Source organism: Rhizorhabdus histidinilytica (assembly GCF_900167915.1).
Lineage (GTDB): Bacteria > Pseudomonadota > Alphaproteobacteria > Sphingomonadales > Sphingomonadaceae > Rhizorhabdus > Rhizorhabdus histidinilytica.
Map to the genome: position 1 here is coordinate 122,044 of NZ_FUYM01000008.1, position 23,723 is coordinate 145,766.

The window sequence follows — 23,723 nt, forward strand, 5'->3', positions numbered from 1 at the left end:
CCGGGGTTCAGGCGAAGCGGCTACTGCACATGCGGACCGTCTCGGCCGGTGCGCCGAGCCTGGTCATCTCGCCAAGCGCAGCCTGCTTCAGCTCCAGCGTCCGTTCATAGTCCGAGGCGCCGCGCGCCTTGAGCTGGCGGCCGACCGTGCTGTCGAGCTCGCGACGCATCCTGGTCAGGTCGGACAGCTGCTCCTGCGCCTTCGGATCGCTGGTGGTCACCGTCTTGACCAGGAAATCGCCGAGCGAATAGCAGCCCAGCTCGGCATCGAACTTGCCTTTGGGCAGCTCGATGCCGGTGGTCTTCTTCACCTCCGGATAGGCTTGATCGCACGGTGTCACCAGCGCCTGCCACTTGCCGTCGGTCACGGCCTTCTCGACCTCGCCCATGCGGCCGACCACCTCGGACGCCTTCTTGGCGGAAAAATGGCCTTCCGCGGACGCGGCGAGCATCGCATAATGGAGGATGCGGGTCTGCGCATCGAATCCGAGATCGCCCTTCACGTCGGGTGCGTCGGCGCGCGCCGATGCCGCGCTGACGACGGCACATGTCGCCGCCTTGTCGATCGGATCGTCCGGCAAGGCGAGCTGCTTCGGACCACAGCCCACCAACAGCAGCGCCACGGCCGAAGCCGCGAAAATCCCTCCACGCATCACAACTCACTCTCCACCTACTGTTCACGAGTCTACGCACCGTGACGGCCACGGTTCCTTACCCGCAGGGAATGAAGATGACGCGAGGGTGAACGGCAGAGGCCGGTACGACGATCAGTCGCGATAGCTCGGCAGGGCGATACCGCGATGGATGGCCAGCGCCCGCAGCGCGAAGCCGGCCAACGCCGCGAGGCCCGCCGCCGCCAGCAGCGGCGTCCCCAGCAAAGTCAGAACGACGAACAGCCCGGCGGACAGCGCCGCCGCGGTGACGTAGAGCTCGGGCCGCAGCAGGATCGAGGGTTCGCCCGCCAGCACATCGCGGATGATCCCGCCCAGGCAGGCGGTGAATACCCCCATGGCAGCGGCGCCGAGCGGCGGCACGCCATAGGCCAGCGCCTTCCACGATCCGAACACCGCATAGGCGGCGAGCCCGACGCCGTCGAACCATTCGAGCGCCTTGACCGGCCAGATCCGGCGCGGCGTCATCCACACCGCGAGCGCCGCGAACAGGCAGACCGCGAGCGCGCGATTGTCGTGAATCCAGAAGACGGGTGCACCAATCAGCAGGTCGCGCACCGTGCCGCCGCCGGTGCCGGTGACCGCGGCGAAGAAGGTGAAGGTGACGATCGTCTGCTCGCGCCGCGCCGCCGCGAGCGCACCGCTGATCGCGAAGATCGCGATCCCGGCGATATCGAGCCAGGGAAGGACGGTTCGAACCATCATGAGGTCGGGCAGCGCCATCCCCTTCCCTTCCTATGCTTTCGGCGCCGGTTCAACCCTCGGCGGCGTACCCGTCCGCCGGCCCTTGAAAGCGGGCAGCGAAGGTGGAACATCGTTGCATGTCCGAACCCGACTCCATCCGGATTCGTCCGGTCCGCCTCGACGATCTCGACGCGTTGCTCGCCCTCGCCCGAGGCGGTGGGCCCGGCTTCACCAATCTGCCCGCCGATCGCGGCGTGCTGCGCGAAAGGATCGAGCGCAGCGATGCGCTGCTGGCGGGCGAAAAGCTGGGCGGTGCGATCATCCTCGGGCTCGAGGTCGACGGTCGGGTGCGCGGCTGCGGCATGGTCTTTCCCCGCATCGGTGTCGACTGGCCTTTCTACAGCTACCGGATCAGCTACACGACGCAGCGGTCGAGCATCGACGGCCGCATGGTGCGCTTCCCGGTCCTGACATTGACCAACGACCTGGAGGATTGCGCCGAGGTCGGCGGCCTGATCATCGATCCGACTCTGCGGCGCGGCGGCTATGGCCGGATGATCGCGCGCAGCCGCTACCTGTTCATCGGCTGCCACCGCGCCGATTTCGGCAAGCGGGTGATCGCCGATCTGCGCGGTTGGCTCGATCGGGGCCGCTCGCCCTTCTGGGACGCGGTCGGCGGGCGCTTCTACGCGATGAGCTTCGCGGAGGCCGATCACATCAACGCGACCACCGGCAACCAGTTCATTGCCGATCTCGGCCCGCGCGCGCCGATCTACGTCAACATGCTGTCGGACGAGGCCCAGCAGGCGATCGGCCGCGTCCATGACGACGGCCGCGGCGCCCTCGCCCTGCTGCTAGAGGAAGGGTTCCGTGACGACGGTTATGTCGACATCTTCGACGCCGGTCCGACGATGATCGCGATGATCGACGACCTCAAGGCGATCCGGAACCTGCACCATGCGACCTATGCGGGCAGCTATGATGGCGATGCACTCCGCGACCACCTGATCGTCCATGGCAAGGGCGCCGATTTCCGCTGCGTTCCCGGGTCGATCGAGGCGGCCGGCGGACAGGCGGTGATCGACCCGGCCAGCGCCGCGCTGCTGGGCCTGTCCGAAGGCGATCCGATCGGCTATCTGGCGATATGACTGCTACCGAAATCAATTTCGACGGCCTGATCGGCCCGATGCACAATTACGCCGGGCTCTCCCCCGGCAACATCGCCAGTGCCACCAATGCCGGCGCGATCTCACAGCCCCGCGCCGCCGCGCTCCAGGGCCTCGCCAAGATGAAGCGGCTGATGGATCGCGGCCTGGTCCAGGGCTTCATCCCGCCGCCGCGCCGGCCCGCCGTCGCTGCGCTGCGCGCGCTCGGTTTCGGCGGCGACGACCGCTCGGTGCTTGCCCTCGCCGCCGCGGAGGACCCGGTTCTCTTCAACAACGCCTGCTCCGCCTCGGCCATGTGGGCGGCCAATGCCGCGACGGTGATCGCGGGTCCCGACAGCGATGACGGCCGCGTTCACCTCATCACCGCCAATCTCGCGACGATGCTGCACCGGAGCTTCGAGGCGCCCGATACTTTCGCGAGGCTGCGCACCATCTTCGCCGACCAGCGCCATTTCGCCGTCCATTCCGCCTTGCCCGGCACGCAGCATTTCAGCGATGAGGGCGCCGCCAACCATATGCGCATCACCCCGCGCCATGGTGAACGCGGTCTCAACGTCTTTGTCCATGGCGCCGCGCGGGGCAGCCGCTTCCCCGAGCGGCAGGCGAAGCGTGCAGGCGAGGCGGTCGCCCGGCTCGCCGGCGCCGAGGGCTTCCACACGCTGCAGTCTCAGGCCGCGATCGAGGCCGGTGCCTTCCACAATGACGTGGTCGCCGTCGCCAACGAGCATGTCCTGCTCGCCCATGCCGCCGCGTTCGAGGATCGCGAAGGCCTGTTCACCGCCGCCGCACGCGCCGTGCCAGACTTCGTCGCCGTCGAGGTCGACAGCATCGGTCTCGATGACGCGATCAGCTCCTATCTGTTCAACTCGCAGCTGCTGACCCTGCCGGAGGGCGGCATGGCGCTCGTCCTGCCGAGCGAGGCGCGCGAGAATCCACGCGTCTGGGCGGCGGTCGAGACCATCCTGGCCGGCAACAACCCGATCAACGAAGCGATCGTCGTCGACGTGCGCGAAAGCATGCGCAACGGCGGCGGCCCTGCCTGCCTGCGGTTGCGCGTGCCGGTCTCCGAGGAAGCGCGGCGGGCGATCGATCCGCGCTTCCTGCTCGACGAGCGGCGGTGGGAGGAATTGTGCGCGCTGGTCGAGCGGCACTGGCCTGAACGGATCGACGCGGCCGAGCTGGCCGATCCCGCGCTGTGGGCGGCGGCGGGCGCTGCGCACGACGCGCTCGACGCGCTGCTCGCACGGGTTTGAACTCGAACCGCTTATGGCGCACAAGATGAAGATGACATCCCGTCTCAAGACCATCGCGCGGACCCGCCGATGCTGATCGTCCGTCCCGCCGGTCCCTCCGATCTCGCTTCGCTGATGGAGCTTGCCGTCCTGTCGGGGCGCGGCTTCACCAGCCTGCCCGAGGACGAGGCGACCCTGCTCAACCGCCTGACCCTGTCCGAAGCGAGCTTCGGCGGCGCCATCGCCCCGCGCGAGGCCTGGTACACGCTGATGCTCGAGGACAGCGAGACCGGACGTATCGAGGGCCTCGGCGGCGTCCGGGCCGCGGTCGGCGTCGCGCGGCCGCATTTCTCGTTTCGGGTGATGACGCTCGCCCAATTCTCCTCGGCGATCAACACACGTTTCGACCATAAGGCGCTGGTGCTGGTCAACGAATGCGCGGGCTGGACCGAGGTGGGATCGCTCTACCTGCGGCCCGAGCGGCGCTCGGGGGGCGCCGGCAGCCTGCTGGCGCGGTCGCGCTACATGTTGATCGGGACGGAGCGCCAGCGCTTCTCCGAAACGGTGATGGCCGAGCTGCGCGGCTATTTCGCGCCGGACGGCACCTGCCCCTTCTGGGACGGCGTCGCGAGCAAATTCTTCCGTCTGCCGTTCGACGAGGCCGACCATATGGTGATGTCGACCGACGGCCAGTTCATCCTCGATCTCGCCCCGCGCCATCCCATCTATGTCGAGCTGATCGACACCGCCGCGCAGGAGGCGATCGGCCGCGTCCATGTCGAGGGCGAGGCAGCGCGCGCGATGCTGGAGCATGAGGGTTTCCGCGGATCGGGGCTGGTGGACATCTTCGACGGCGGCCCCACTTATTCGGTGCCGCGCGACAGCATCCGGACGATCGAGCGGACCGAGGTGCTGGCGGCGATGAAGGGCGATCCGGCCGATGCGCCCGAACGGCTCGTCTCGACCGCCTCGATCGGCGGCTTCCGCGCGATCCGGACGAAGGTGCGGATCGAGGAGGGCATCGCGGTGCTCGATGGCGAGGCGATCGACGCGCTACGGCTCAAATCGGGCGAGATGGTGAGGGTAAGGCAATGATGCGCTCGATCGACCCGGCGACGGGACAGACGGTCTGGGAAGGTGAAGAGATCGCCGTCACGGCGATTCCGGCGATGGTCGAGCGCGCCCGTGCCGCTCTGGCCGGCTGGGCCGATCGCCCCGTCGAGGAGAGGGTGGCGATCGTCGAGCGCTACGCCGCCCTGCTCAAGGAACGGACCGACGACATCGCCCGCGACATGGCGCGCGAAACCGGCAAGCCGCTGTGGGAGACGCGGGCCGAGCTCGGCTCGATGATCAACAAGGTCGCCGTGTCGATCGCGGCGCAGGCCGAGCGCGCGGGATCGCGCCGGGCCGACACCGCCTTCGGCCGTGCGGTGCTGCGCCACAAGCCGCACGGCGTGATGGCGGTGCTGGGCCCCTATAATTTCCCCGGCCATCTGCCCAACGGCCATATCGTCCCGGCGCTGCTCGCCGGCAACACCGTGTTGTTCAAGCCGTCCGAGGAAGCGCCGCTGACCGGCGAGAACATGACGCGGGCGCTGCACGACGCCGGCGTGCCGGAGGCGGTGTTCCAGCTTGTCCAGGGTGGCCGCGACCAGGGCGCGGCGCTGATCGGCGCCGACATCGACGGACTGCTGTTCACCGGGGCGGCCAGCACCGGCGCGCATTTCCGCCGGGCGATGATCGACCGGCCGCACGTCATCCTCGCGCTCGAACTTGGCGGCAACAACCCGCTGATCGCCTGGGGCGATGCCGAGACCTCGGCGGCGGCGATCGTCCAGTCGGCCTTCATCACCACCGGCCAGCGCTGCTCCTGCGCGCGCCGCCTGATCCTGCCCGAGGGCAGCGAGGGCGACGCGACGATCGAGGCGGTCCACACCCTCGCCGCCCGGCTGCGCATCGGCGCCTGGGACGACGCCGAGGAACCCTATATGGGCCCGCTGATCTCGGCCCGCGCCGCGCAGGGCGCGATCGATGCGGTGGCCGGGCTCAAGGCGAAGGGCGCGCGGACGCTGCTGCCCTTCGAGCGGCTCGAACGCAGCGAAGCCTTCGTGACGCCGGGCATGTACGACGTGACCGGGCTCGACGTGCCCGATGCCGAGATCTTCGCGCCGGTGCTGCAGGTGATCCGCGTCTCCGATTTCGACGCCGCGATCGCCGCCGCCAACGACACCAGCTTCGGACTGTCGGCGGGCCTGCTCGCCGACGATCCGGAGCTGTGGCGGCGCTTCCTTGCCCGCGCGCGCGCGGGGGTGGTCAACTGGAACCGGCCGACCACCGGCGCCGCCGCCAACATGCCGTTCGGCGGACTCGGCCAGTCGGGCAACCACCGGCCGAGCGCCTATTATGCCGCCGACTATTGCGCCTATCCGGTCGCCAGCTTCGAAGCCGACACGATCGCCGATCTGACCGGCGAACTGGGCGGACGGCTGTTGTGACGCCCCTCTCCAACCCGTTCGTGTCGAGCGAAGTCGAGGGACGTTGGCAGGAGGGACGTGTCTCGACTTCGCTCGACACGAACGGCGTAAGGAGATGAGCACCTCGATCGACATCCACTATCCCGCCCTCGATGCGGCCGCGGCCGCCCCGATGCTGGCGCAGGTGCGGCAATGGAGCCTGGTCAACAGCGGCTCCCGCAACCTCGACGGGCTGGCGGTGATGGCGGGCCTGCTGGCCGACGCCTTCGCGGCGCTACCCGGCGAGGTGGTGCTGCGCGACGCGGCGCCCGGCGAGGCGGTCGACGCGGCGGGCAACGTCCAGCCGCTCGACTATGGCCGCAACCTCCATGTCCGCGTCCGGCCCGACGCGCCGGTGCAACTGCTGCTCACCGGCCATATGGACACGGTCTACCCGCCAGACCATCCGTTCCAGACGCTGACCGACATCGACGGCGGCGCGGTGCTCAACGGACCCGGCGTGGCCGACATGAAGGGCGGGATCGCGCTGATGCTCGCGGCGCTGGCCGCGCTCGAAGCCTCGCCGCTCGGCGCCCGCATCGGCTATGAGGTGGTGATCAACTCGGACGAGGAGATCGCCTCGCCCGGCTCCGCCGCGCTGATCGCCGAGGCGGCGCGCGGCAAGCTCGCCGCACTCACCTACGAGCCCTCCTCGCTGCCTGACGGCACGCTCGCCGGCGCGCGCCCCGGCAGCGGCAATTTCTCGATCATCGTCACCGGCCGCTCGGCGCATGCCGGCCGCAACCCGGAGGACGGCCGCAACGCGATCGTCGCCGCGTCCGACCTGGCGCTGCGCCTGTCTCGCGCGCGGCGCGCCGGCCTCGCGATCAATCCCGCCCGGATCGACGGTGGCGGCCCGAACAACGTCGTGCCCGACCGCGCGATCCTGCGCGTCAACCTGCGCCCGGCCTTGCCCGAGGACGAAGCCGTCGCGCGAAGGCTGATCGATGATCTGGTGAAGGCGATCGCGGCCGAGCATGACGTCGCGATCCACGTCCATGGCGGGTTCGGTCGTCCGCCCAAGCCGATCGACGAAAAGGCCGCGCGGCTGTTCGCGCTGGTCGAGGAGAGCGCCGCGCTGCTCGGCCGCCCGATCACCCACAAGGCGAGCGGCGGCGTTTGCGACGGCAACAACATCGCCGCCTGCGGCGTGCCCGTCGTCGACACGATGGGCGCGCGCGGCGGCGCGATCCATTCTCCCGACGAGTATCTGATCGTCGAGAGCCTGCCCGAACGGGCCCAGCTCTCGACCCTCGTCATGCTCCGGCTGGCGGAACGAGGAAGCCTTTGACCCTCGCGTCGTTCCGGCGGAGGCTGGAGTCTCAGGAGATGGGCGATACCTGCCTCTCCTGAGAGGCTGACCGGAAAGTGCCTTACCGCTTCATCCTGAGGAGGGACTGAGCTTTGGCGAAGGCCATATCGAAGGATATTTCCAGCCTCGAACGCCCCTTCGAGACAGCATTTCGACTACGCTCAATGCTTCCTCAGGGCGAGCGGGGACTTTTGCATCAGACTCTGAGGTCCCGGCCTCCGCCGGGACGACGATGATTATCGCGGCAACCCCAGCGCCCTGGCGATGTCGTCCCAGGCGACCAGCTTGAAATTCTGGGCGCCCGCGCCGTTATGGCCGTCCTGCGCGACGAACAGGCCGCCGGGAAAGCCGGGACCGAAGTCGCCGGTCATCACCTCGATGCCGTCGGTCTCCTCCGCCCCGCCGACCGTTCCCGCCGCGATGCGAAAGCGGCCGACATAGCCGTCGTCGGCGATCCGGTAGGCGGCATAGGCGTTGTCGCCCTGGCTGGAGACGAGGACATAGCCGTCCTTCTCCCCGACCATGGCGATGGCGACGCCCTCGGCATCGGCGACGATGTTCTTGCCGTCGGCCGCCGCGATCCTGACCGGGCCGACGCTGCCGCTGGCCTTCGCGTCGAACTTCCAGAGGCCGACATCCTCCTCCGCGACATATAGCATGCCGGTGCGATCGTCGGCGGCGCAGCCTTCCGACTGGGTGCCGAGCTTCATCGTACGGACGATCCGGCCGGCCGGCGTCGCCCCGCTCGCGTCGAGCGCGACCTGGTTGATCGTGCCGTCCTTGAGGACGATGAAGGCGTAAAGGCCAGCCGCGTCGCGATAGAGGCAGACGCCATAGGCCTCCCCCGCCCCCGCCGGCACCGTGCCGAGCGCGCTCAGCCTGGCGGTCCCGGTGTCGAGCCGGAACAGCGCCAGCTTCGCCTGGGCGATATCGTTGCGGTCGCTGGCGACGACGAGCACGCCCGTCCCGCCATTGATCGCGACCCCGTCCTTCAGGTCGACATTGTTGACCCGGCCCGCATCGAGGAAGTCGCGCACCTTGCCGTCGAGGCCGTAGACATAGAGCCCCGCCTTCTTGTCGGTGCCGACGATCAGGCTCGCGGCCGGATCAGCGGGGTTGCGCCAGATCGCGGGATCGTCGGCGGCGTCGGAATTGGCGGTGCCGACGGGCGCGGTCTCGCCCCGCGCCGTCACCGTCGCCGCCGGCGAGGCCAGCGCGATCCGCTGCTCGACCGGCATCTCCTTCGCGGCACAGGCGCCAAGGGAGGCACAGGCCGCGATCGCCAGGACCCGCCGCATCAGAAGTTCGCCGTCACGCCGAACTTCGCGGTCCAGCTATACTCCTCATATTGGAGCAGGCGCCGGCGGCCGTCGAGGTTCTGATAGGCGAAATAGGGACGATCGGTCACGTTCACCCATTCGGCGAAGACGCGGATATTGTCGGTGATCCGGTACTTGCCGCTCAGGTCGAGCTGGAAGTGGCTGGAGACGTAGCGGTCCTCGGTCGGGTCGCCGCCCAGTTCGTCCAGATATTTGTCGCGGAAGGTGCCGGCGGCGCGCAGGCTGAGCGGCCCCTTCTCATAGCCGAGCACCAGGTTGAGCGTGTGCTTCGACGAAGCCGGCAGCGGGATGCGGCGCGGATCGGTGACGTCGCCGTCGGTGAACACCCGGCCCTTGGCGTCGGTATAGGTGTAGTTGACCTGGGTCAGCAGACCGTCGAACGGCGCCGGCAGGAAGTCATAGACCTGGCTGTAGCTGAACTCGAAGCCCTTCACCTTGGCCTTGGGGCCGTTGGCGTAGGTCGTCGCCTCGTCGAGGATGACGCCGTTATAGGTGACGTCCTGGTTGGTGACCTCGACGACATAGTTCTTGATGTCCTTGTAGAACAGGCCGGCCGAGATCGCGGCGTTCCGGCCGAAATAATATTCGACGGCCAGGTCGGCGTTCCATGCCTTGTACGGCTTCAGCGCCGGGTTGCCGAACTCGCCCTCATTGTCCTCGATCACCGCGCGCGGCGCGAGGTTCGACAGCTTCGGGCGCACCAGGCTCTTGTAGCCGGCAGCGCGGAGCACGAGGTTGCGGACCGGCTCGTAGCGGACGGTGAAGCTCGGCAGCCAGTCGGTGTAGCTGCGCCTGAAGCTCTGCGGGGTCACGAAGACGGTGTCCTCGTCGACCTCGACGCCGTCATGCTCGTCGCCTTCCTCCACCAGCTCGACCTGGTTGCCGCGGATCTTGTTGCGGGTGTGCTCGACACGGACGCCGCCGATGATGCGTACCTTGTCGCTGTCCCAGCGGCCGAGCAGGTAGCCGGCGCTGATATCCTCATCGACGCGGAAGTCGGACTCGTTCGACGCCTGGTCGGTGTCGAATTGGTCGAGCTCGAAGTCGGCCATGCTGGTCCGGAAGAATGGACGGAACGACTTCTTCGCCAGCACCGGATCGATGGACGCCAGGCCGTAATCCTGCTTGCCGAGGAAATCGGCCAGGGTCAGGTCGCCATCATAGCCCTTATAGATGTCGAACTGCGCATTGTAGGTCTTCTTGCGCCAGCGCTGCTTGGCGCCCGCCTGGACGGTGAAGACGCCGCCATCCATCACGAACTCGCGCGAGATGTCGGCCTTGATCGCGAACTCCTCGTCCCGGGCATCGCTCAGCGTGGTGCGCTCGACCTTGTCGAACTCATATTCGGAGGGGTCTAGGAACAGCGCCTGGCCGGCGGTGACGGCATAGCTGGTGAGCTTCGGACGGCTATAGTCGAAGGTCACGCCGAACTCGCCCGGATCCTCGAACTTGCGCTCGAAATTGACCGGATCGATCGAGCCGTTCTCGCGCTCGGACGACTTGGCCCAGCTCGCCGAATAGGTCGCCTTCCAGGGACCGGTCTCGGTCTCGCCACCGACGACCAGCGAGCGGATCTTTTGAGATTCGAAGCGGTCCTTCAGGTCGCGCTGGACGCTGATCTCACCGTCGTCGGACGCGAAGCTGGCGGTGTTGGCGGTGCTGCTGGTCGGCGCCTCGTCCATCTCGAAGGTCAGGCGGCGGCGATATTCCTGGTCGTCGAACTGGCTGTAGAGGCCGCGCGCGTAGAGCTTGGTGCTCTCGCCCACCTTGAAGTCGAACGACAGCGAGGCGCTGAGCCGCTTGCGGGTCACGTCATAGTCGCGATACTCGACCGTGTCGGCATAGGCGTTGCCGGCGTCGTCGATGTCCCAGCCGTCCATCTCCATATTGTCGGTCGCGAAACGGCGCCGATAATAGGACAGACCGCCCGACACGCCGACCGCATCGGTGAGCTTGGTCGAGAAGTCGAAGCTGCCCTTGGGCGACAGCTTGTCGGTCAGGTCGTTGTAGCTGCCCTCGGCCGAGACCTTGAACAGGTCCTTCTTGCGGTCGAACGCGCTGGTCGTCTTGATGTCGATCGAACCGCCGATCGTGTCGGCGTCCATGTCGGGGGTCAGCGACTTGCGGACCTCGATCGATTCGATGATGTCGCTCGAGATCACGTCGAGCGCGACCGAACGGACGTCGGATTCGGGCGCCGGCAGGCGAACGCCGTTGACGGTCGAGGCGTTGAGCTCGGGATCGAGGCCGCGGATCGAGACGAACCGGCCCTCGCCCTGGTCGTTGAGGATGTTGATGCCCGGCAGGCGGCGGAGCGATTCGGCGACGTTCTGGTCGGGGAACTGGCCGATCGCGTCGCGGGTCAGGACGCTCTCGACGCCGTCGGCGGCGCGCTGGCGCGACAGCGTGCTCGCCTGGTTCGCGACCTGACCGATGACGATGATCGAGCTGCTCTCGCTGCCGCCCATCGCGATGTCGGCATAGCTGTCGCCGCTCTCGGCCACCTTGACGGTGGTCCGTATCGTGTCGGCGCCGATGTAGCGCGCCTCGACCGTGTAGGTCCCGGCGGGCACGTCGGGGAAACGATAGCGGCCGTCGCGCGACGCCTCGACCGTGCGGCCGAGCTCGACGATGCGGACCTCGGCGCTTTCCAGCGCGCGGGTGCCCGACGCGTCGGACACGGTGCCAACGATCGTGCCGGCCATCGCCGACGTGGAGAAAAGGAGCCCAAGCGCGATGGCGGCACGGCTCGCACCGGAAAATGTCATATCTGCCTCCCTGCAGTGTTCGGGGGGCCGACTGACAGCGGCTGATGACAGCAAAGCGACGCATAAGCGTCACTTTCGTTTCATTATCCTCCGTGACGGCCGCGAACCGGCCGTTTCAGGGTGCGCCGCAACAATTATTTTTCACCGAGCCGGATCTGCGCATCCCCACATCGACGGCGCCGCGGCGCATTGCTGCGCATCGGCGCGGTAGACCGCGCCCTGCTTCATGACGAAGGCCGGCTTTTCGAGCGACCGGATATCGGCGAGTGGATCGCCGTCGACCGCGACGATGTCGGCATAGAAGCCCGGCGCCACCTGCCCCAGGTCCTTGGGATGGCGGATCAGGCCGGCGCCGGTGACGGTCGCGGCCTGGATCGCCTGCATCGGCGTCATGCCGTAGCGGACCATGATCGCGAACTGCTTCGCATTGTCACCATTGGGATAGACGCCGCCGTCGGTGCCGAAGCTGAGCTTGATGCCCATCTTCACCGCCTTGCGGAAATTCTCGCGCTGGATGTCGCCGACGTCGCGGTCCTTCTGCAGCGATTCCTCGGGCACCCCGTTCTTCTTGCCCTCCGCCTGGGTATAGTCGGTGTTGTAGATGTCCATCGACAGGACGGTGCCTGCCGCCTTGGCCATGCGCAGCCCCTCCTCGTCGATCAGGCTGGCATGCTCGACCGAATCGGCGCCGGCGCGAATCGCCACCTTGATCCCGTCGGCGCCGTGCGCATGCACCGCGACGGGGCGATCGTGGAGGTGCGCCTCGGCGACGATCGCGTTCGCCTCCTCCTGGGTATATTGCTGCGCGCCGGGCTTGTCCCCGCGCGAGAATACGCCGCCGGTACCGCAATATTTGATGTGGTCGGCGCCATATTTGATGTTGCGGCGGACGGCCGCGCGGACCGCGTCGGTGCCGTTCGCCACACCCTCGCCCTCATGACGATATTCAGGCGCGAGATGGTTGTCGTCGCAATGGCCGCCGGTGATGCCCAGCGCCGGCCCCGAGGCGAAGATGTGCGGCCCGGCGATCTCGCCGGCGTTGATCCCGTCCTTCAACGCCACGTCGGCATAGCCCGACGAGCCGACATCGCGAATCGTGGTGAAACCGGCCAACAGGGTACGGCGCGCATTGGCGACGCCCGTCACCGCCTGGCGCGGCACCGACAAATGGTAGGATTCATAGGGGCTGACGGTCGGGTCGCCGGTGATGTGGGTATGGGTATCGATCAGGCCCGGCAGCACCGTCTTGCCCGACAGGTCGATCAGTGCCGCACCTGCTGGCACCGCCGTGGCGGACGCCGGGCCGACGCTCGCGATCCGGTCGCCGGTGACGATGATGATCTGGTCGGTCAGCACGACCCCGCGCGCCGTGTCGATCAGGCGGCCCGCCTTGATCGCGACGGTCCGCTCCTGCGCCTGCGCCTGCGCCGCGCCGATCAGCAGCATCGCCGCCCCTGCAACCCATGCCCCACGCATCCCACTCTCCTGACTGTGGCTTTTCGACAACGTTACCGTGCCGTGACAAGCCGCCGGGCGCAACTGTTGACATCCCTGTTGACACATATCGGTCCAAGGTTTCTTCTTGCCCGACATCGTGCACCGAGGCGGGTAGTGGGCTCAGGCGGACACGCACCGACGGACATCCTCCACACGGCGATGGGCCATGCCTATGACCTGCTGCCCGGACAGCTTGCCACGGAAGCCGAGACGGCCCGCGCGCTGGCCGACGCTGCCAACGATCCCCGCCTCACCCGCGCCGGCCACGCCCTCGTCACCGGCCGGATATCGGAGGCCGAGGCGCTGCTCCGCCAGGCCTTGCGCGACGACCCGTTCGACATCGCCGCGATCCGCATGCTCGCCGAGGTCGCCGGCAGGATCGGACGCTATCGCGATGCCGAGTCGCTGCTTCGCCGCGCGCTCGAACTGGCACCGGAGTTCGATGGCGCGCGCCACAATCTCGCGCTGGTGCTCGTCCGGCAGACCCGCCACGTCGACGCGCTGGTCGAGATCGAACGGCTGCTCGACCGCAACCCCGCCGACCGGGCCGCGCGCAACCTCAAGGCCGCCGCGCTCGGCCAGATCGGCGAGCATGAGGCGTCGATCGCCCTCTACGAGGAACTGATCGCCGAGCAGGACGGTCATCCCTGGCTGTGGATGAGTTATGGCCACGGCCTCAAGACGATCGGCCGGACCACCGAAGCAATCGCCGCCTACCGCCGCGCGGTCGAGCTGCGGCCCGAGACCGGCGAAGCCTGGTGGAGTCTCGCCAACCTCAAGACCTTCCGCTTCACAGACGCCGATGTCGCGACGATGGAACGGGTGCGCGCCGGCGACCATCTGTCGATCGACGATCGCGCCCAGATCGGCTTCGCACTCGGCAAGGCACGCGAAGATCGTGACGAGGACGACGAGGCGTTCGACCGCTATGCCGAGGCCAATGCGATACGGCGCCGCATGGTCCCCTATCATGCCGCCGACAATGTCGAGCATGTCGACCGGTCGGCGGCCTTCTTTGACGCGGCCTTCTTTGCCGAGCGCGCGGGATGGGGCTGCCCCGATCACGATCCGATCTTCGTGCTCGGCATGCCGCGATCGGGATCGACCCTGATCGAGCAGATATTGTCGAGCCATCCACAGGTCGAGGGCACCGGCGAGCTGCACGACATCGGCCAGATCGCCCGGCGGCTGAGCGGCCATAGCCGGCGCGACCAGCGCTCGCCCTATCCCGAGATCCTGGCCGACCTTTCGGCCGCAGAGGTCCGCGCGCTGGGCGAGGATTATCTCGCGCGCACCCGCGTCCATCGCCACAGCGGCCGGCCGCGCTTCATCGACAAGATGCCCAACAACTGGGCGCATGTCGGGCTGATCCGGCTGATCCTCCCCAACGCGACCATCATCGATGCGCGGCGGCATCCGATCGGTTGCTGCTGGTCAGTGTTCAAACAGAATTTCGCGCGCGGACAGGCCTATAGCTACGACCTCGCCGACCTCGGCGGCTATTATGCCGACTATGTCCGCGCGATGGCCGCGTTCGACGCGGCGCAGCCGGGCATCGTCCACCGCGTCTTCTACGAAGCGATGGTCGACGATCCGGAGGGCGGCATTCGCGCCCTGCTCGCCGCAGCCGGACTCGCCTTCGATCCGGCCTGCCTGGCCTTCCACGCGACCGAGCGGGCGGTGCGGACGCCGAGTTCGGAACAGGTCCGCCGCCCGATCTTCCGCGACGCCGTCGACCATTGGCAACGCTTCGAGCACCGGCTCTCGCCGCTGGTCGACGCGCTCGGCAGCGCGCTTTCCGATTATTCGAGCATGAAGAGCACAGAGGACGCCTGACGACGAACACACATAAGGGGAAGTGACATGCGAACTCGAATGACGAAGCTGAGCGGCGCGGTCGCGCTGATCATGGCGGGCACGGCGATGACGCCGGTACTGGCCCAAGGAGCCACGGACTCGGACGCCAATTATCGGGACGAGATCATCGTCACCGCGCAGAAGCGCGAAGAGAATATGCAGAAGGTGCCGATCCCGATGCAGGCGCTGGGCACCGCCAAGCTCGAACAATATAATGTTAGCAATTTCAATGACTACACCAAGCTTCTTCCCAGTCTCTCCTTCCAATCCGGCCAGCCCGGCAATGCCAAGGTCTATTTCCGCGGCGTGACCAGCGGCGGCGACGGCAACCATTCGGGCTCGCTGCCCTCGGTCGGCATCTATCTCGACGAGCAGCCGATCACGACGATCGACGGCGCGCTCGACATCCACATCTACGACATCGCCCGCATCGAGGCGCTGTCGGGGCCGCAGGGCACGCTCTATGGCGCCTCCTCGCAGGCCGGTACGATCCGCATCATCACCAACAAGCCCGACCCGAGCGGTTTCGCCGCCGGCTTCGACGCCGATATCAACAAGGTCAGCCATGGCGCGGTGGGCGGCAAGCTTGAGGGCTTCGTCAACCAACCGCTGTCCGACTGGGCTGCGCTGCGCGTCGTCGGCTGGTACCAGCGCGACGCCGGCTTCATCGACAATGTCCCGGCGACGCGGACCTTCGGCACCGGCGTCACCATCAACAACGCCGCCGACGTCAAGAAGAACTATAACCGCTCGACCGTGGTCGGCGGCCGCGCCGCGCTCGGCATCGAGCTCGACGACAACTGGACCGTCACGCCGACGATCTTCTACCAGGACCAGGTCAACAACGGCTTCTTCGGCTATGATCCGAGCGTCGGCGACCTCCAGGTCCAGCATTTCGGCCGCGAGCGCTTCCACGACCGCTACTGGCAGGCGGCGCTGACCGTCCAGGGCAAGATCGCCGACTTCGACATCACCTATGCCGGCGCCTATCTCGACCGCCATATCGATGCGGTCAGCGACTATACCGACTATGCCGTCACCTACGACAATCTCTACGCGGGCGGCTTCTCGGGCTACTTCACCGACAATGCGGGCAATTACATCGATCCCAGCCAGCACATCGCCGGCCGCGACCATTTCACCAAGAACAGCCAGGAGCTCCGCATCTCCTCGCCGTCCGACAAGCGCTTTCGCGTGCTCGCCGGCCTGTTCTACCAGCGCCAGACCCACGACATCCTTCAGGACTATCAGATCTTCGGGCTCGCCGATGCCACCTCGGTGAACGGGCGGCCGGGCACGATCTGGCTGACCAAGCAGTTCCGCGTCGACAAGGACTATGCCGCCTTCGGCGAGGCGTCGTTCGACATCATCCCCGACCAGCTGACCCTCACCGGCGGCCTGCGCGCGTTCAAGTACAACAACTCGCTGGTCGGCTTCTTCGGCTTCGGCGACGGCTATTCGAGCCGCACCGGCGTCGCGGCCTGCTTCAAGGACGCGAACGGGAACTATCTCGGCACGCTGCTGCCGGGCGCGCCCTGCAACAATCTCGGCGTCGTGTCCGGCAATGACGTGGTGCCGAAGCGAGTGAAGGGCAACGGCACCACCCATCGCCTCAACCTGACCTGGAAGCCGACCGACGACCTGATGGTCTACGCCACCTGGTCGCGCGGCTTCCGGCCGGGCGGCATCAACCGCCGCGGCACCATCCCGCCCTATCGGCCCGACTATCTGACCAACTATGAACTGGGCTGGAAGACGACCTGGCTCGACGGTAAGCTGCGGATCAACGGCGCTCTGTTCTGGGAGGAATGGAAGAAGTTCCAATTCTCCTTCCTCGGCGCGAACAGCTTTACGGAGATCCACAACGGACCGAACGCACGCAGCAAGGGTATCGAACTGGACTTCACCTTCCGCCCGATCGAGGGGCTGACGCTGATCGGCAGCGGCGCCTATACCGACGCCAAGACGCGGCAGAACCTGTGCGGGATCGACGATCCGACCTATAGCTGCACTGGCGCGGGCAACTTCATCTCCGCGCCGAAGGGCACGCGCCTGCCGATCACCTCGAAATGGCGCTATGGCGGAACGGCGCGCTACGATTTCGACATGGGCGGCAACTACCAGCCCTATGTCCAGGGCACGATGACCTATGCCAGCTCGGCCTCGTCGGACATCCGGACGTTGATCTTCGATCCGAACGGCAACCCGGTCAATCCGGCGGCGCTGACCGGCAAGCTGCGCTCCTACGCGATCTTCGACTTCTCGGCCGGCGCCAAATTCGGCCGCTGGACCTGGGAGGCCTATATCGAGAACGCGTTCGACAAGCGGGCGCAGAAGACCCGGCTCGTCACCTGCGGCCAGTGCTTCGACCGGCCCTATGTCTTCCCCAACACGCCGCAGACGATCGGCATGCGGATCGGCTGGAAATATTGAGCGACGACCCGAAACAGGGCGGCGGCACGACCGCCGCCGCCCGACCGCTCGGGCTGGTCATGGCAACGGCGCTGGTCGTCGGCAACATGATCGGCTCGGGCGTCTACATGCTGCCGGCCAGCCTCGCGCCCTATGGCTGGAACGTCATCCCCGCCTGGGGGATCACGATCGCCGGCAGCCTCGCCATCGCCGCCGTGTTCGCCGGGCTGTGCCGCGCGCACCCGAAGACCGGGGGCCCCTATGTCTATGTGCGCGAGGCGTTCGGCCGCGACCTCGCCTTCTATGTCGCCTGGGCCTATTGGATATCGCTGTTCGTCGGCAACGGCGCGATCGCGGTGGCGGCGGTCAGCTATCTCTCGGCTTTCGTCCCGGTCTTCGCGACCGACGCGCGGCTGTCCACCGCCGCGACGATCGCGCTGGTCTGGACGATGACCGCGATCAACATCAGCGGCACCCGTAACGCCGGCTGGGTCCAGCTGATCGCCACGGTGCTGAAGGTCATCCCGCTCGCCGCGGTGGTGATGATCGCGGCGATGGCGGCGCCGCACGGCGACCTCGCCTTCCCCGATCCGCACAAGCCCGAAATAGGGCTGGCCGCGATCACCACGGCCGGCACCCTCACCCTCTGGGCCTTTCTCGGCCTCGAATCCGCGACGGTCCCGGCCGGCAAGGTCCATCGGCCGGAAAAGACCATCCCCCGCGCCACGCTCGGCGGCACCGCACTGACCGGGCTGATCTACCTGCTCGCCTGCAGCGCCGTCGTGCTGCTGCTCGCCCCCGAGGTCGCCGCCCATTCGGCTGCGCCCTTCGCCGAGGTGATCGGCCGTTACTGGGGGCCCGACGCCGCCCATGTCGTCGCCGCCTTCGCGATGATCAGCGCGATCGGCGCGCTCAACGGCTGGGTGCTGCTCCAGGGCGAGATGCCCGCCGCGATGGCCGCCGGCGGCGTCTTTCCCGCCGTACTGGGCAAGCTCAACGCGAAGGGTGTCCCCGTGCGCGCGCACCTGCTGTCGAGCAGCCTGGTCACCGTGCTGCTGCTGCTCAACGCGAGCCGCACCACCGTCAGCCTGTTCACCTTCGTCGCGGTGCTGGCGACCACCGCCTCGCTGGTCATGTACGTCGCGGTCGCCGCCGCGGCGATCAAGCTCCGCGCCGTCCGGCCCTGGATCGCGGTCGCGGCGGCGATCTACGCGCTCTGGGCGCTCTACGGCGCCGGACCAGAGGCCAATCTGTGGGGCGCGGTGCTGATCCTGGCCGGTGTGCCAGTGTGGTGGATCATGCGCGGCCGGAAGCTGGCGACGGCTCCCTCGACCTGACCTCATCCCGGCCTCCCGCCGGGATGTGGGATTCGGGATCTAGGGCATCGAGCTTTTTATCTGACCCGCTCATCCTGAGGAGCCGGTTCGCCAGGCTCAGTCCCTCCTCAGGATGAGCGGACTCAGGTGCGTCAAATTAAACATATGATGCTCTAACCGAAGAAACGCCCCAGACCGCGATCGGCGAGGATCGCCTGGGCGGCATTGTGGCCGGGGGCGCCGGTGACGCCGCCACCCGGATGGCTGCCCGCGCCACACATGTAGAGTCCCTTCACCGGCGCGCGATAGTCGCCATGGCCGAGGATCGGCCGCGCCGACCAGAGTTGGTCGAGCGACATGTGGCCGTGCATGATGTCGCCGCCGACGAGCCCGAAGGTCCGTTCGAGGTCGAGCGGTGACAATATCTGCCGCCCCAGCACCGATCGGGCGAAGCCGGGCGCATGCGCGTCGACGGTGGCGATGATGTGGTCGGCCGCCGCCTCGCGCTCGTCGTCCCAGCTCCGGCCATCGGGAAGTTCGGGCGCGAATTGCTGGCAGAACAGGCTGGCGACATGCTGGCCCGTGGGAGCGAGACTGTCGTCAACGGTCGAGGGGATCAGCATCTCGACGATCGGCTGCTTCGACCAGCCATGCGTTCGCGCATCGGTGAAGGCGCGGTCCATATAGTCGAGCGTCGGCGCGATGATGATGCCGCTGCGGTGATGCTCGCCCTCCCCCGGCAGCGCCGAGAAGCTGGGCAGTTCGGACAGGGCGACGTTCATCCGGAAGGTGCCCGAGCCGGCCTTGAAGCCCTTCATCCGCCGCTTGAAGTCGGCGTCGAGGTCGGCCTGGTCGACCAGCTTGCGATAGAGCAGTCCCGGCCCGACGTTCGACGCCACCGCGCGGGCCATGTGCTCGACACCGTCCTCGGTGCGGACGCCGACCGCGCGGCCGTTGTCGACCAGCACCTTCTCGACCGCCGTATCGGTTTCGATGACGACGCCATAGTCCTCGCAGGCCGCCTTCATCGCCTGGGTGATCGCGCCCATTCCGCCGATCGCGTGGCCCCAGGCGCCCTTCTTGCCGTTCACCTCGCCGAAGACATGGTGGAGCAGGACATAGGCCGAGCCCGGCGTGTCGGGGCTGGCATAGTTGCCGACGACCGCGTCGAAGCCGAAGGCGGCCTTGATCGCGTCATGCTCGAACCAGCCGTCGAGGAAGGTCCGCGCACTCTTGACGAACAGGTCGAGCATGTCCCGCTGCGCCGGCAGCCCCGCCATCGCGATCTTGCGCCCCTGCGACGCGGCCTTGAACAGCTCGGCAATGCCGCCGCCCGCATTGGGCGGTATCCTGAGCGCCAGGTCACGCAGAACGTCGGCGACGCCGTCGAGCGCATCGTAATAGGCAGGCAGCGTCTCGGCATCGCGGGCCGAGAAGCGCCGGAACTCCGCCTGGGTCCGTTCCAGCCCGCCGCCGAGCTTGAGGTAGCCGCCATCCTGGAGCGGCAGGAAGTTGGAGATCGGCCGCTCGACGATCCTGAGGCCGCGCTCGTGCAGCTTCATGTCGGCGATCACGCGCGGCTGGAGCAGGCTGACCGTGTAGCTCGCCACCGAATTGCGGAAACCGGGGTGGAATTCCTCGGTCACCGCCGCGCCGCCGACGACCTTGCGCCGTTCGAGCACACGGACCTTGAGCCCGCGCACCGCCAGGTAGAAGGCGCAGACGAGGCCGTTATGCCCGCCGCCGATGATGACGGCGTCCTGTCGTGTCGTCATGCGAGGCGCCCCGCGACGCTCTTGGCGCTCCAGCCCGTCGGCGGCCGGGTCGGCAGCCGCGTCTCCGGGATCAGCGTGCGCATCTTGCGGGCGAAGCTCCTGAGGCAGACCTCGCCGGTGCCGAGCGGGCCCTGCGTGTAGCTCCGCGTCGCCATGCCGTCCTGCACCCGCGCGACCAGCTTGGTGTCCTCGGCATTGACCATGCGGTTGATCCGCCAGTTGAGGTAGCGCGCGGCCTTCATCTCGCGCCGCTCGTCGGGCAGGACGTAGGCGATCTCCCGGATCATCGTCTCGGTCGGCGAGACGGGGATGAACTGCATGAAGTCGATCTGGTCCGGGTAGATGTCGAACGCCGTGTTCGGCCACAGCTTGAAATAGATCCACAGCCGCTGCCGATCGGCGGGCAGATGCGCCACGTGCGGCAGATATTTGCGGTACAGCGCCTCGGACGAACTGCCCGGCACGCCTTCGAGCAGCGGCCCCCACATCTTGTCGGCCCAGGCCTCCGCCTCGATTCCGTAGCCGGGACCGAACAGCCGCTTGAGCCCCGGATGCGCGACCGGAATGTGCAGGCCGTCCGAATAATTGTCGGCGATGTTCTTCCAGTTGACGGTGCGCGGACGCATCACGACGCGGCCGAGCGCCTTCATCTCCTCGAAGCGATAGGGCGCGACCTCCTCCTCATAAGGAGCCATCATCTCCGCGACCGAAGGCCCCTCGCCTTCGATGTTGACGAAGATGAAGCCGCGCCACACCTCGACCGGGAAGCCGTGGAGGCCGTAATCGGCCATGTCGAAGGCGGGGTAGTCCCGCTTGCCCGGCACGCCAGACAGCCGGCCGTCCAGCTCATAGGTCCAGGCATGATAAGGACAGATCAGCTTCCTGGCGCAGCCTTCGGCGCCGTCGACCAGCCGCGCGGCGCGGTGGCGACAGACATTCGACAGCGCCCGCACCTGGCCATCCTCACCGCGCACGACGATGATAGCCTCCTGGCCGATCTCCAGCGACTGCCAGTCACCCTTGGCCGGAATGTCGTTGAGATGGCAAACGAGCTGCCACGACCGGCGGAAGATCCGCTCCTGCTCCAGCGCGAACACCTCCGGATCATGGTAGATCCAGCCCGGCAGGCCGAAATTCGCATCGGGATCGATCACCGACCCCACTTCCTTCACGACACGCAAGGTCATCGTCCGGCATTCCTTCACGCGGCCACCGCCGCGAACATCGCTGTCAGCAGACTGCCTCGATCGGGCCCAAAGCGCAAATGAAAGCCGTTTCGCAGCCAGTCGCGCCATATCGCTCCACTGGTCGCCCGCCTCTGGCAGAGCCGGCGACGACAGGGCATGGGAGGGCGGCCATCGCAGGGAGCTCCACCGCATGACGATCCGCGAGGTCGCCACCACACCCTTCCCCGACCAGAAGCCCGGCACTTCGGGGCTTCGCAAGAAGGTCCCCGTCTTCCAGCAACCCGGCTATGCTGAGAATTTCATCCAGTCGATCCTCGACTCGCTCGAAGGATTCGCCGGCCGGGCGCTGGTGATCGGCGGCGACGGCCGCTACCACAACCGCGCGGTGATCCAGACCGCGATCCGCATGGCCGCGGCCAACGGCTTCGGTACGATCCTGGTCGGCCGCGGCGGCATCCTGTCGACCCCGGCCGCCAGCCATCTCATCCGCCTCCATGGTGCGTTCGGCGGCATCATCCTGTCGGCCAGCCACAATCCCGGCGGCCCGACCGAGGATTTCGGGATCAAGTACAATATCGCCAATGGCGGTCCCGCGCCCGAACGGATCACCGACGCGATCTTCGCCCGCAGCAAGACGATCGATCGCTACCGAATTTTCGACGCGCCCGACGTGGACCTCGACCGCGACGGCGAGACGCGGGTCGGCGACGCGGTCGTCCGGGTCATCGATCCGGTGGCCGACTATGCCACGCTGATGGAGCAACTGTTCGACTTCCCCGCGATCCGCGAGCTGATCGGATCGGGCTTCCGCATCGCCTTCGACGCGATGAGCGCGGTGACCGGTCCCTATGCGATCGAAATCCTCGAACATCGGCTCGGCGCGCCGAAAGGGACGGTGCGCAACGGCACGCCCCTGCCCGATTTCGGCGGACATCATCCCGATCCCAACCTGGTCCATGCGCGGGCGCTCTACGACGAGATGATGGGCTCCGATGCCCCCGATTTCGGCGCCGCCTCGGACGGCGACGGCGACCGCAACCTGATCATCGGCAAGGGCATCTTCGTCACGCCGTCGGATTCCCTCGCGATGCTGGCGGCCAACGCCCATCTCGCTCCCGGCTACGCCCGCGGCCTTGCCGGGATCGCGCGGTCGATGCCGACCAGCGCCGCCGCCGACCGCGTTGCGGAGGCGCTGGGCATCCCGCTGTTCGAGACGCCGACCGGCTGGAAATTCTTCGGGAACCTGCTCGATGCCGGCCAGGCGACGATCTGTGGCGAGGAAAGCGCCGGCACCGGATCGGATCATGTCCGCGAGAAGGACGGGCTTTGGGCGGTGCTGCTCTGGCTCAACATCCTCGCGGCCCGGCGCCAGAGCGTCCAGGCGATCGCCACGGAGCATTGGGCACGCTTCGGACGCAACTATTATGCCCGCCACGATTATGAGGGCGTCGACACGGCCGCCGGCGACGCGCTGATCGCCGACCTGCGCGGCCGTCTCGCCGGCCTGCCCGGCACGACGATCGGCGCGCTCAGGATCGAGGCCGCCGACGACTTCGCCTATCATGATCCGATCGACGGCACGCAAAGCCACGGCCAGGGTATCCGCATCCTGTTCGAAGGCGGATCGCGCATCGTCTTCCGCCTGTCGGGAACCGGCACCTCGGGAGCGACGATCCGGGTCTATATCGAGCGCTACGAACCCGTCGGCGGCAATCTCGGCCGCGCGACCGGCGATGCCATCGCCGACCTGATCGTCGCCGCCGAGACGATTGCCGGCATCGCCCGCCACACCGGGCGGACCGCGCCGGATGTGATCACCTGAACTCATTCCTCCCATCGCAGATGGGGAGGGCGGCCGCCGCAGGCGGTGGAGGGGTCTACGCCCCCGCCCCTCCACCACCCTTCGGGCGGTCCCCTCCCCGAGCAAGCTCAGGGAGGATTTGTCATCGCAAAACAACCCTCTTGATATAACATTACATCGCCGCTAATCCCTG

The 23,723-nt window shown here is 67.5% G+C and carries 16 protein-coding genes; 9 read left to right on the top strand and 7 right to left on the bottom strand.

What is annotated here, in order from left to right; translation table 11 throughout:
• Positions 1–7: 7 nt before the first annotated feature.
• Positions 8–652, bottom strand: coding sequence for a hypothetical protein (locus tag B5X82_RS17575; RefSeq protein ID WP_235862718.1), 645 nt, complete (start codon positions 650–652; stop codon positions 8–10).
• Positions 653–766: 114 nt separating this feature from the next.
• Positions 767–1,393 carry a trimeric intracellular cation channel family protein gene (locus B5X82_RS17580; RefSeq protein ID WP_079649481.1) on the bottom strand — a complete coding sequence of 209 codons (627 nt, stop codon included), beginning with the start codon at positions 1,391–1,393 and terminating at the stop codon, positions 767–769.
• A 98-nt stretch (positions 1,394–1,491) separates the two neighbouring features.
• Between B5X82_RS17580 and B5X82_RS17585 the strand changes: the two genes are divergently transcribed.
• From B5X82_RS17585 to B5X82_RS17605, 5 genes are all read left to right on the top strand, one after another.
• On the top strand, positions 1,492–2,502 hold the full coding sequence (locus B5X82_RS17585; RefSeq protein ID WP_079649482.1) for an arginine N-succinyltransferase: 1,011 nt from the start codon (positions 1,492–1,494) through the stop codon (positions 2,500–2,502).
• Positions 2,499–3,773 carry an N-succinylarginine dihydrolase gene (locus tag B5X82_RS17590; RefSeq protein WP_079649483.1) on the top strand — a complete coding sequence of 425 codons (1,275 nt, stop codon included), beginning with the start codon at positions 2,499–2,501 and terminating at the stop codon, positions 3,771–3,773. The genes B5X82_RS17585 and B5X82_RS17590 overlap by 4 nt, the downstream gene beginning before the upstream one ends.
• Positions 3,774–3,842: 69 nt before the next feature.
• Positions 3,843–4,847: an arginine N-succinyltransferase gene (locus B5X82_RS17595; RefSeq protein ID WP_079649484.1), complete on the top strand. Its 1,005-nt coding sequence runs from the start codon at positions 3,843–3,845 to the stop codon at positions 4,845–4,847.
• Positions 4,844–6,247: a succinylglutamate-semialdehyde dehydrogenase gene (gene astD, locus B5X82_RS17600; protein WP_079649485.1), complete on the top strand. Its 1,404-nt coding sequence runs from the start codon at positions 4,844–4,846 to the stop codon at positions 6,245–6,247. Before B5X82_RS17595 ends, astD begins: the two co-directional genes overlap by 4 nt.
• 94 nt (positions 6,248–6,341) lie before the next feature.
• Positions 6,342–7,556 (top strand): hydrolase, encoded by a 1,215-nt coding sequence (locus B5X82_RS17605; RefSeq protein WP_079649486.1) that lies wholly within the window; start codon positions 6,342–6,344, stop codon positions 7,554–7,556.
• Between the two features lie 257 nt (positions 7,557–7,813).
• Here B5X82_RS17605 and B5X82_RS17610 read toward each other — a convergent pair whose 3' ends face one another.
• The 3 genes from B5X82_RS17610 to B5X82_RS17620 all read right to left on the bottom strand — a co-directional run bounded on the left by B5X82_RS17610 (position 7,814) and on the right by B5X82_RS17620 (position 13,161).
• A complete protein-coding gene (locus B5X82_RS17610) occupies positions 7,814–8,875 on the bottom strand; it encodes a phytase (RefSeq protein ID WP_079649487.1) in 1,062 nt (353 codons plus the stop codon).
• Positions 8,875–11,685 carry a TonB-dependent receptor gene (locus B5X82_RS17615; protein WP_079649488.1) on the bottom strand — a complete coding sequence of 937 codons (2,811 nt, stop codon included), beginning with the start codon at positions 11,683–11,685 and terminating at the stop codon, positions 8,875–8,877. Before B5X82_RS17615 ends, B5X82_RS17610 begins: the two co-directional genes overlap by 1 nt.
• A gap of 141 nt (positions 11,686–11,826) precedes the next feature.
• On the bottom strand, positions 11,827–13,161 hold the full coding sequence (locus B5X82_RS17620; RefSeq protein WP_079649489.1) for a Xaa-Pro dipeptidase: 1,335 nt from the start codon (positions 13,159–13,161) through the stop codon (positions 11,827–11,829).
• 135 nt (positions 13,162–13,296) lie between these two features.
• On the opposite strand from B5X82_RS17620, the gene B5X82_RS17625 reads away from it, so the two are divergent.
• From B5X82_RS17625 to B5X82_RS17635, 3 genes are read left to right on the top strand one after another with little or no spacing between them, the layout of a single operon-like run.
• Positions 13,297–15,018 (top strand): tetratricopeptide repeat-containing sulfotransferase family protein, encoded by a 1,722-nt coding sequence (locus tag B5X82_RS17625; RefSeq protein WP_079649490.1) that lies wholly within the window; start codon positions 13,297–13,299, stop codon positions 15,016–15,018.
• Positions 15,019–15,057: 39 nt separating this feature from the next.
• Entirely contained in the window at positions 15,058–17,472 is a 2,415-nt protein-coding gene (locus tag B5X82_RS17630; RefSeq protein ID WP_079649491.1) for a TonB-dependent receptor, read from the top strand.
• A complete protein-coding gene (locus B5X82_RS17635) occupies positions 17,469–18,788 on the top strand; it encodes an amino acid permease (RefSeq protein ID WP_079649492.1) in 1,320 nt (439 codons plus the stop codon). The genes B5X82_RS17630 and B5X82_RS17635 overlap by 4 nt, the downstream gene beginning before the upstream one ends.
• Before the next feature lie 152 nt (positions 18,789–18,940).
• On the opposite strand, the gene B5X82_RS17640 is transcribed toward B5X82_RS17635, so the two are convergent.
• Both B5X82_RS17640 and B5X82_RS17645 read right to left on the bottom strand, forming a co-directional pair.
• The gene (locus B5X82_RS17640) at positions 18,941–20,542 is read right to left on the bottom strand and encodes a phytoene desaturase family protein (RefSeq protein WP_079649493.1); all 1,602 of its coding nucleotides are present in this window, start codon (positions 20,540–20,542) and stop codon (positions 18,941–18,943) included.
• Complete coding sequence (locus B5X82_RS17645; protein ID WP_079649494.1) at positions 20,539–21,729, bottom strand: aromatic ring-hydroxylating oxygenase subunit alpha; 1,191 nt, start codon at positions 21,727–21,729, stop codon at positions 20,539–20,541. Before B5X82_RS17645 ends, B5X82_RS17640 begins: the two co-directional genes overlap by 4 nt.
• 190 nt (positions 21,730–21,919) lie before the next feature.
• On the opposite strand from B5X82_RS17645, the gene B5X82_RS17650 reads away from it, so the two are divergent.
• Complete coding sequence (locus B5X82_RS17650) at positions 21,920–23,551, top strand: alpha-D-glucose phosphate-specific phosphoglucomutase (protein WP_079649495.1); 1,632 nt, start codon at positions 21,920–21,922, stop codon at positions 23,549–23,551.
• Positions 23,552–23,723 lie beyond the last annotated feature (172 nt).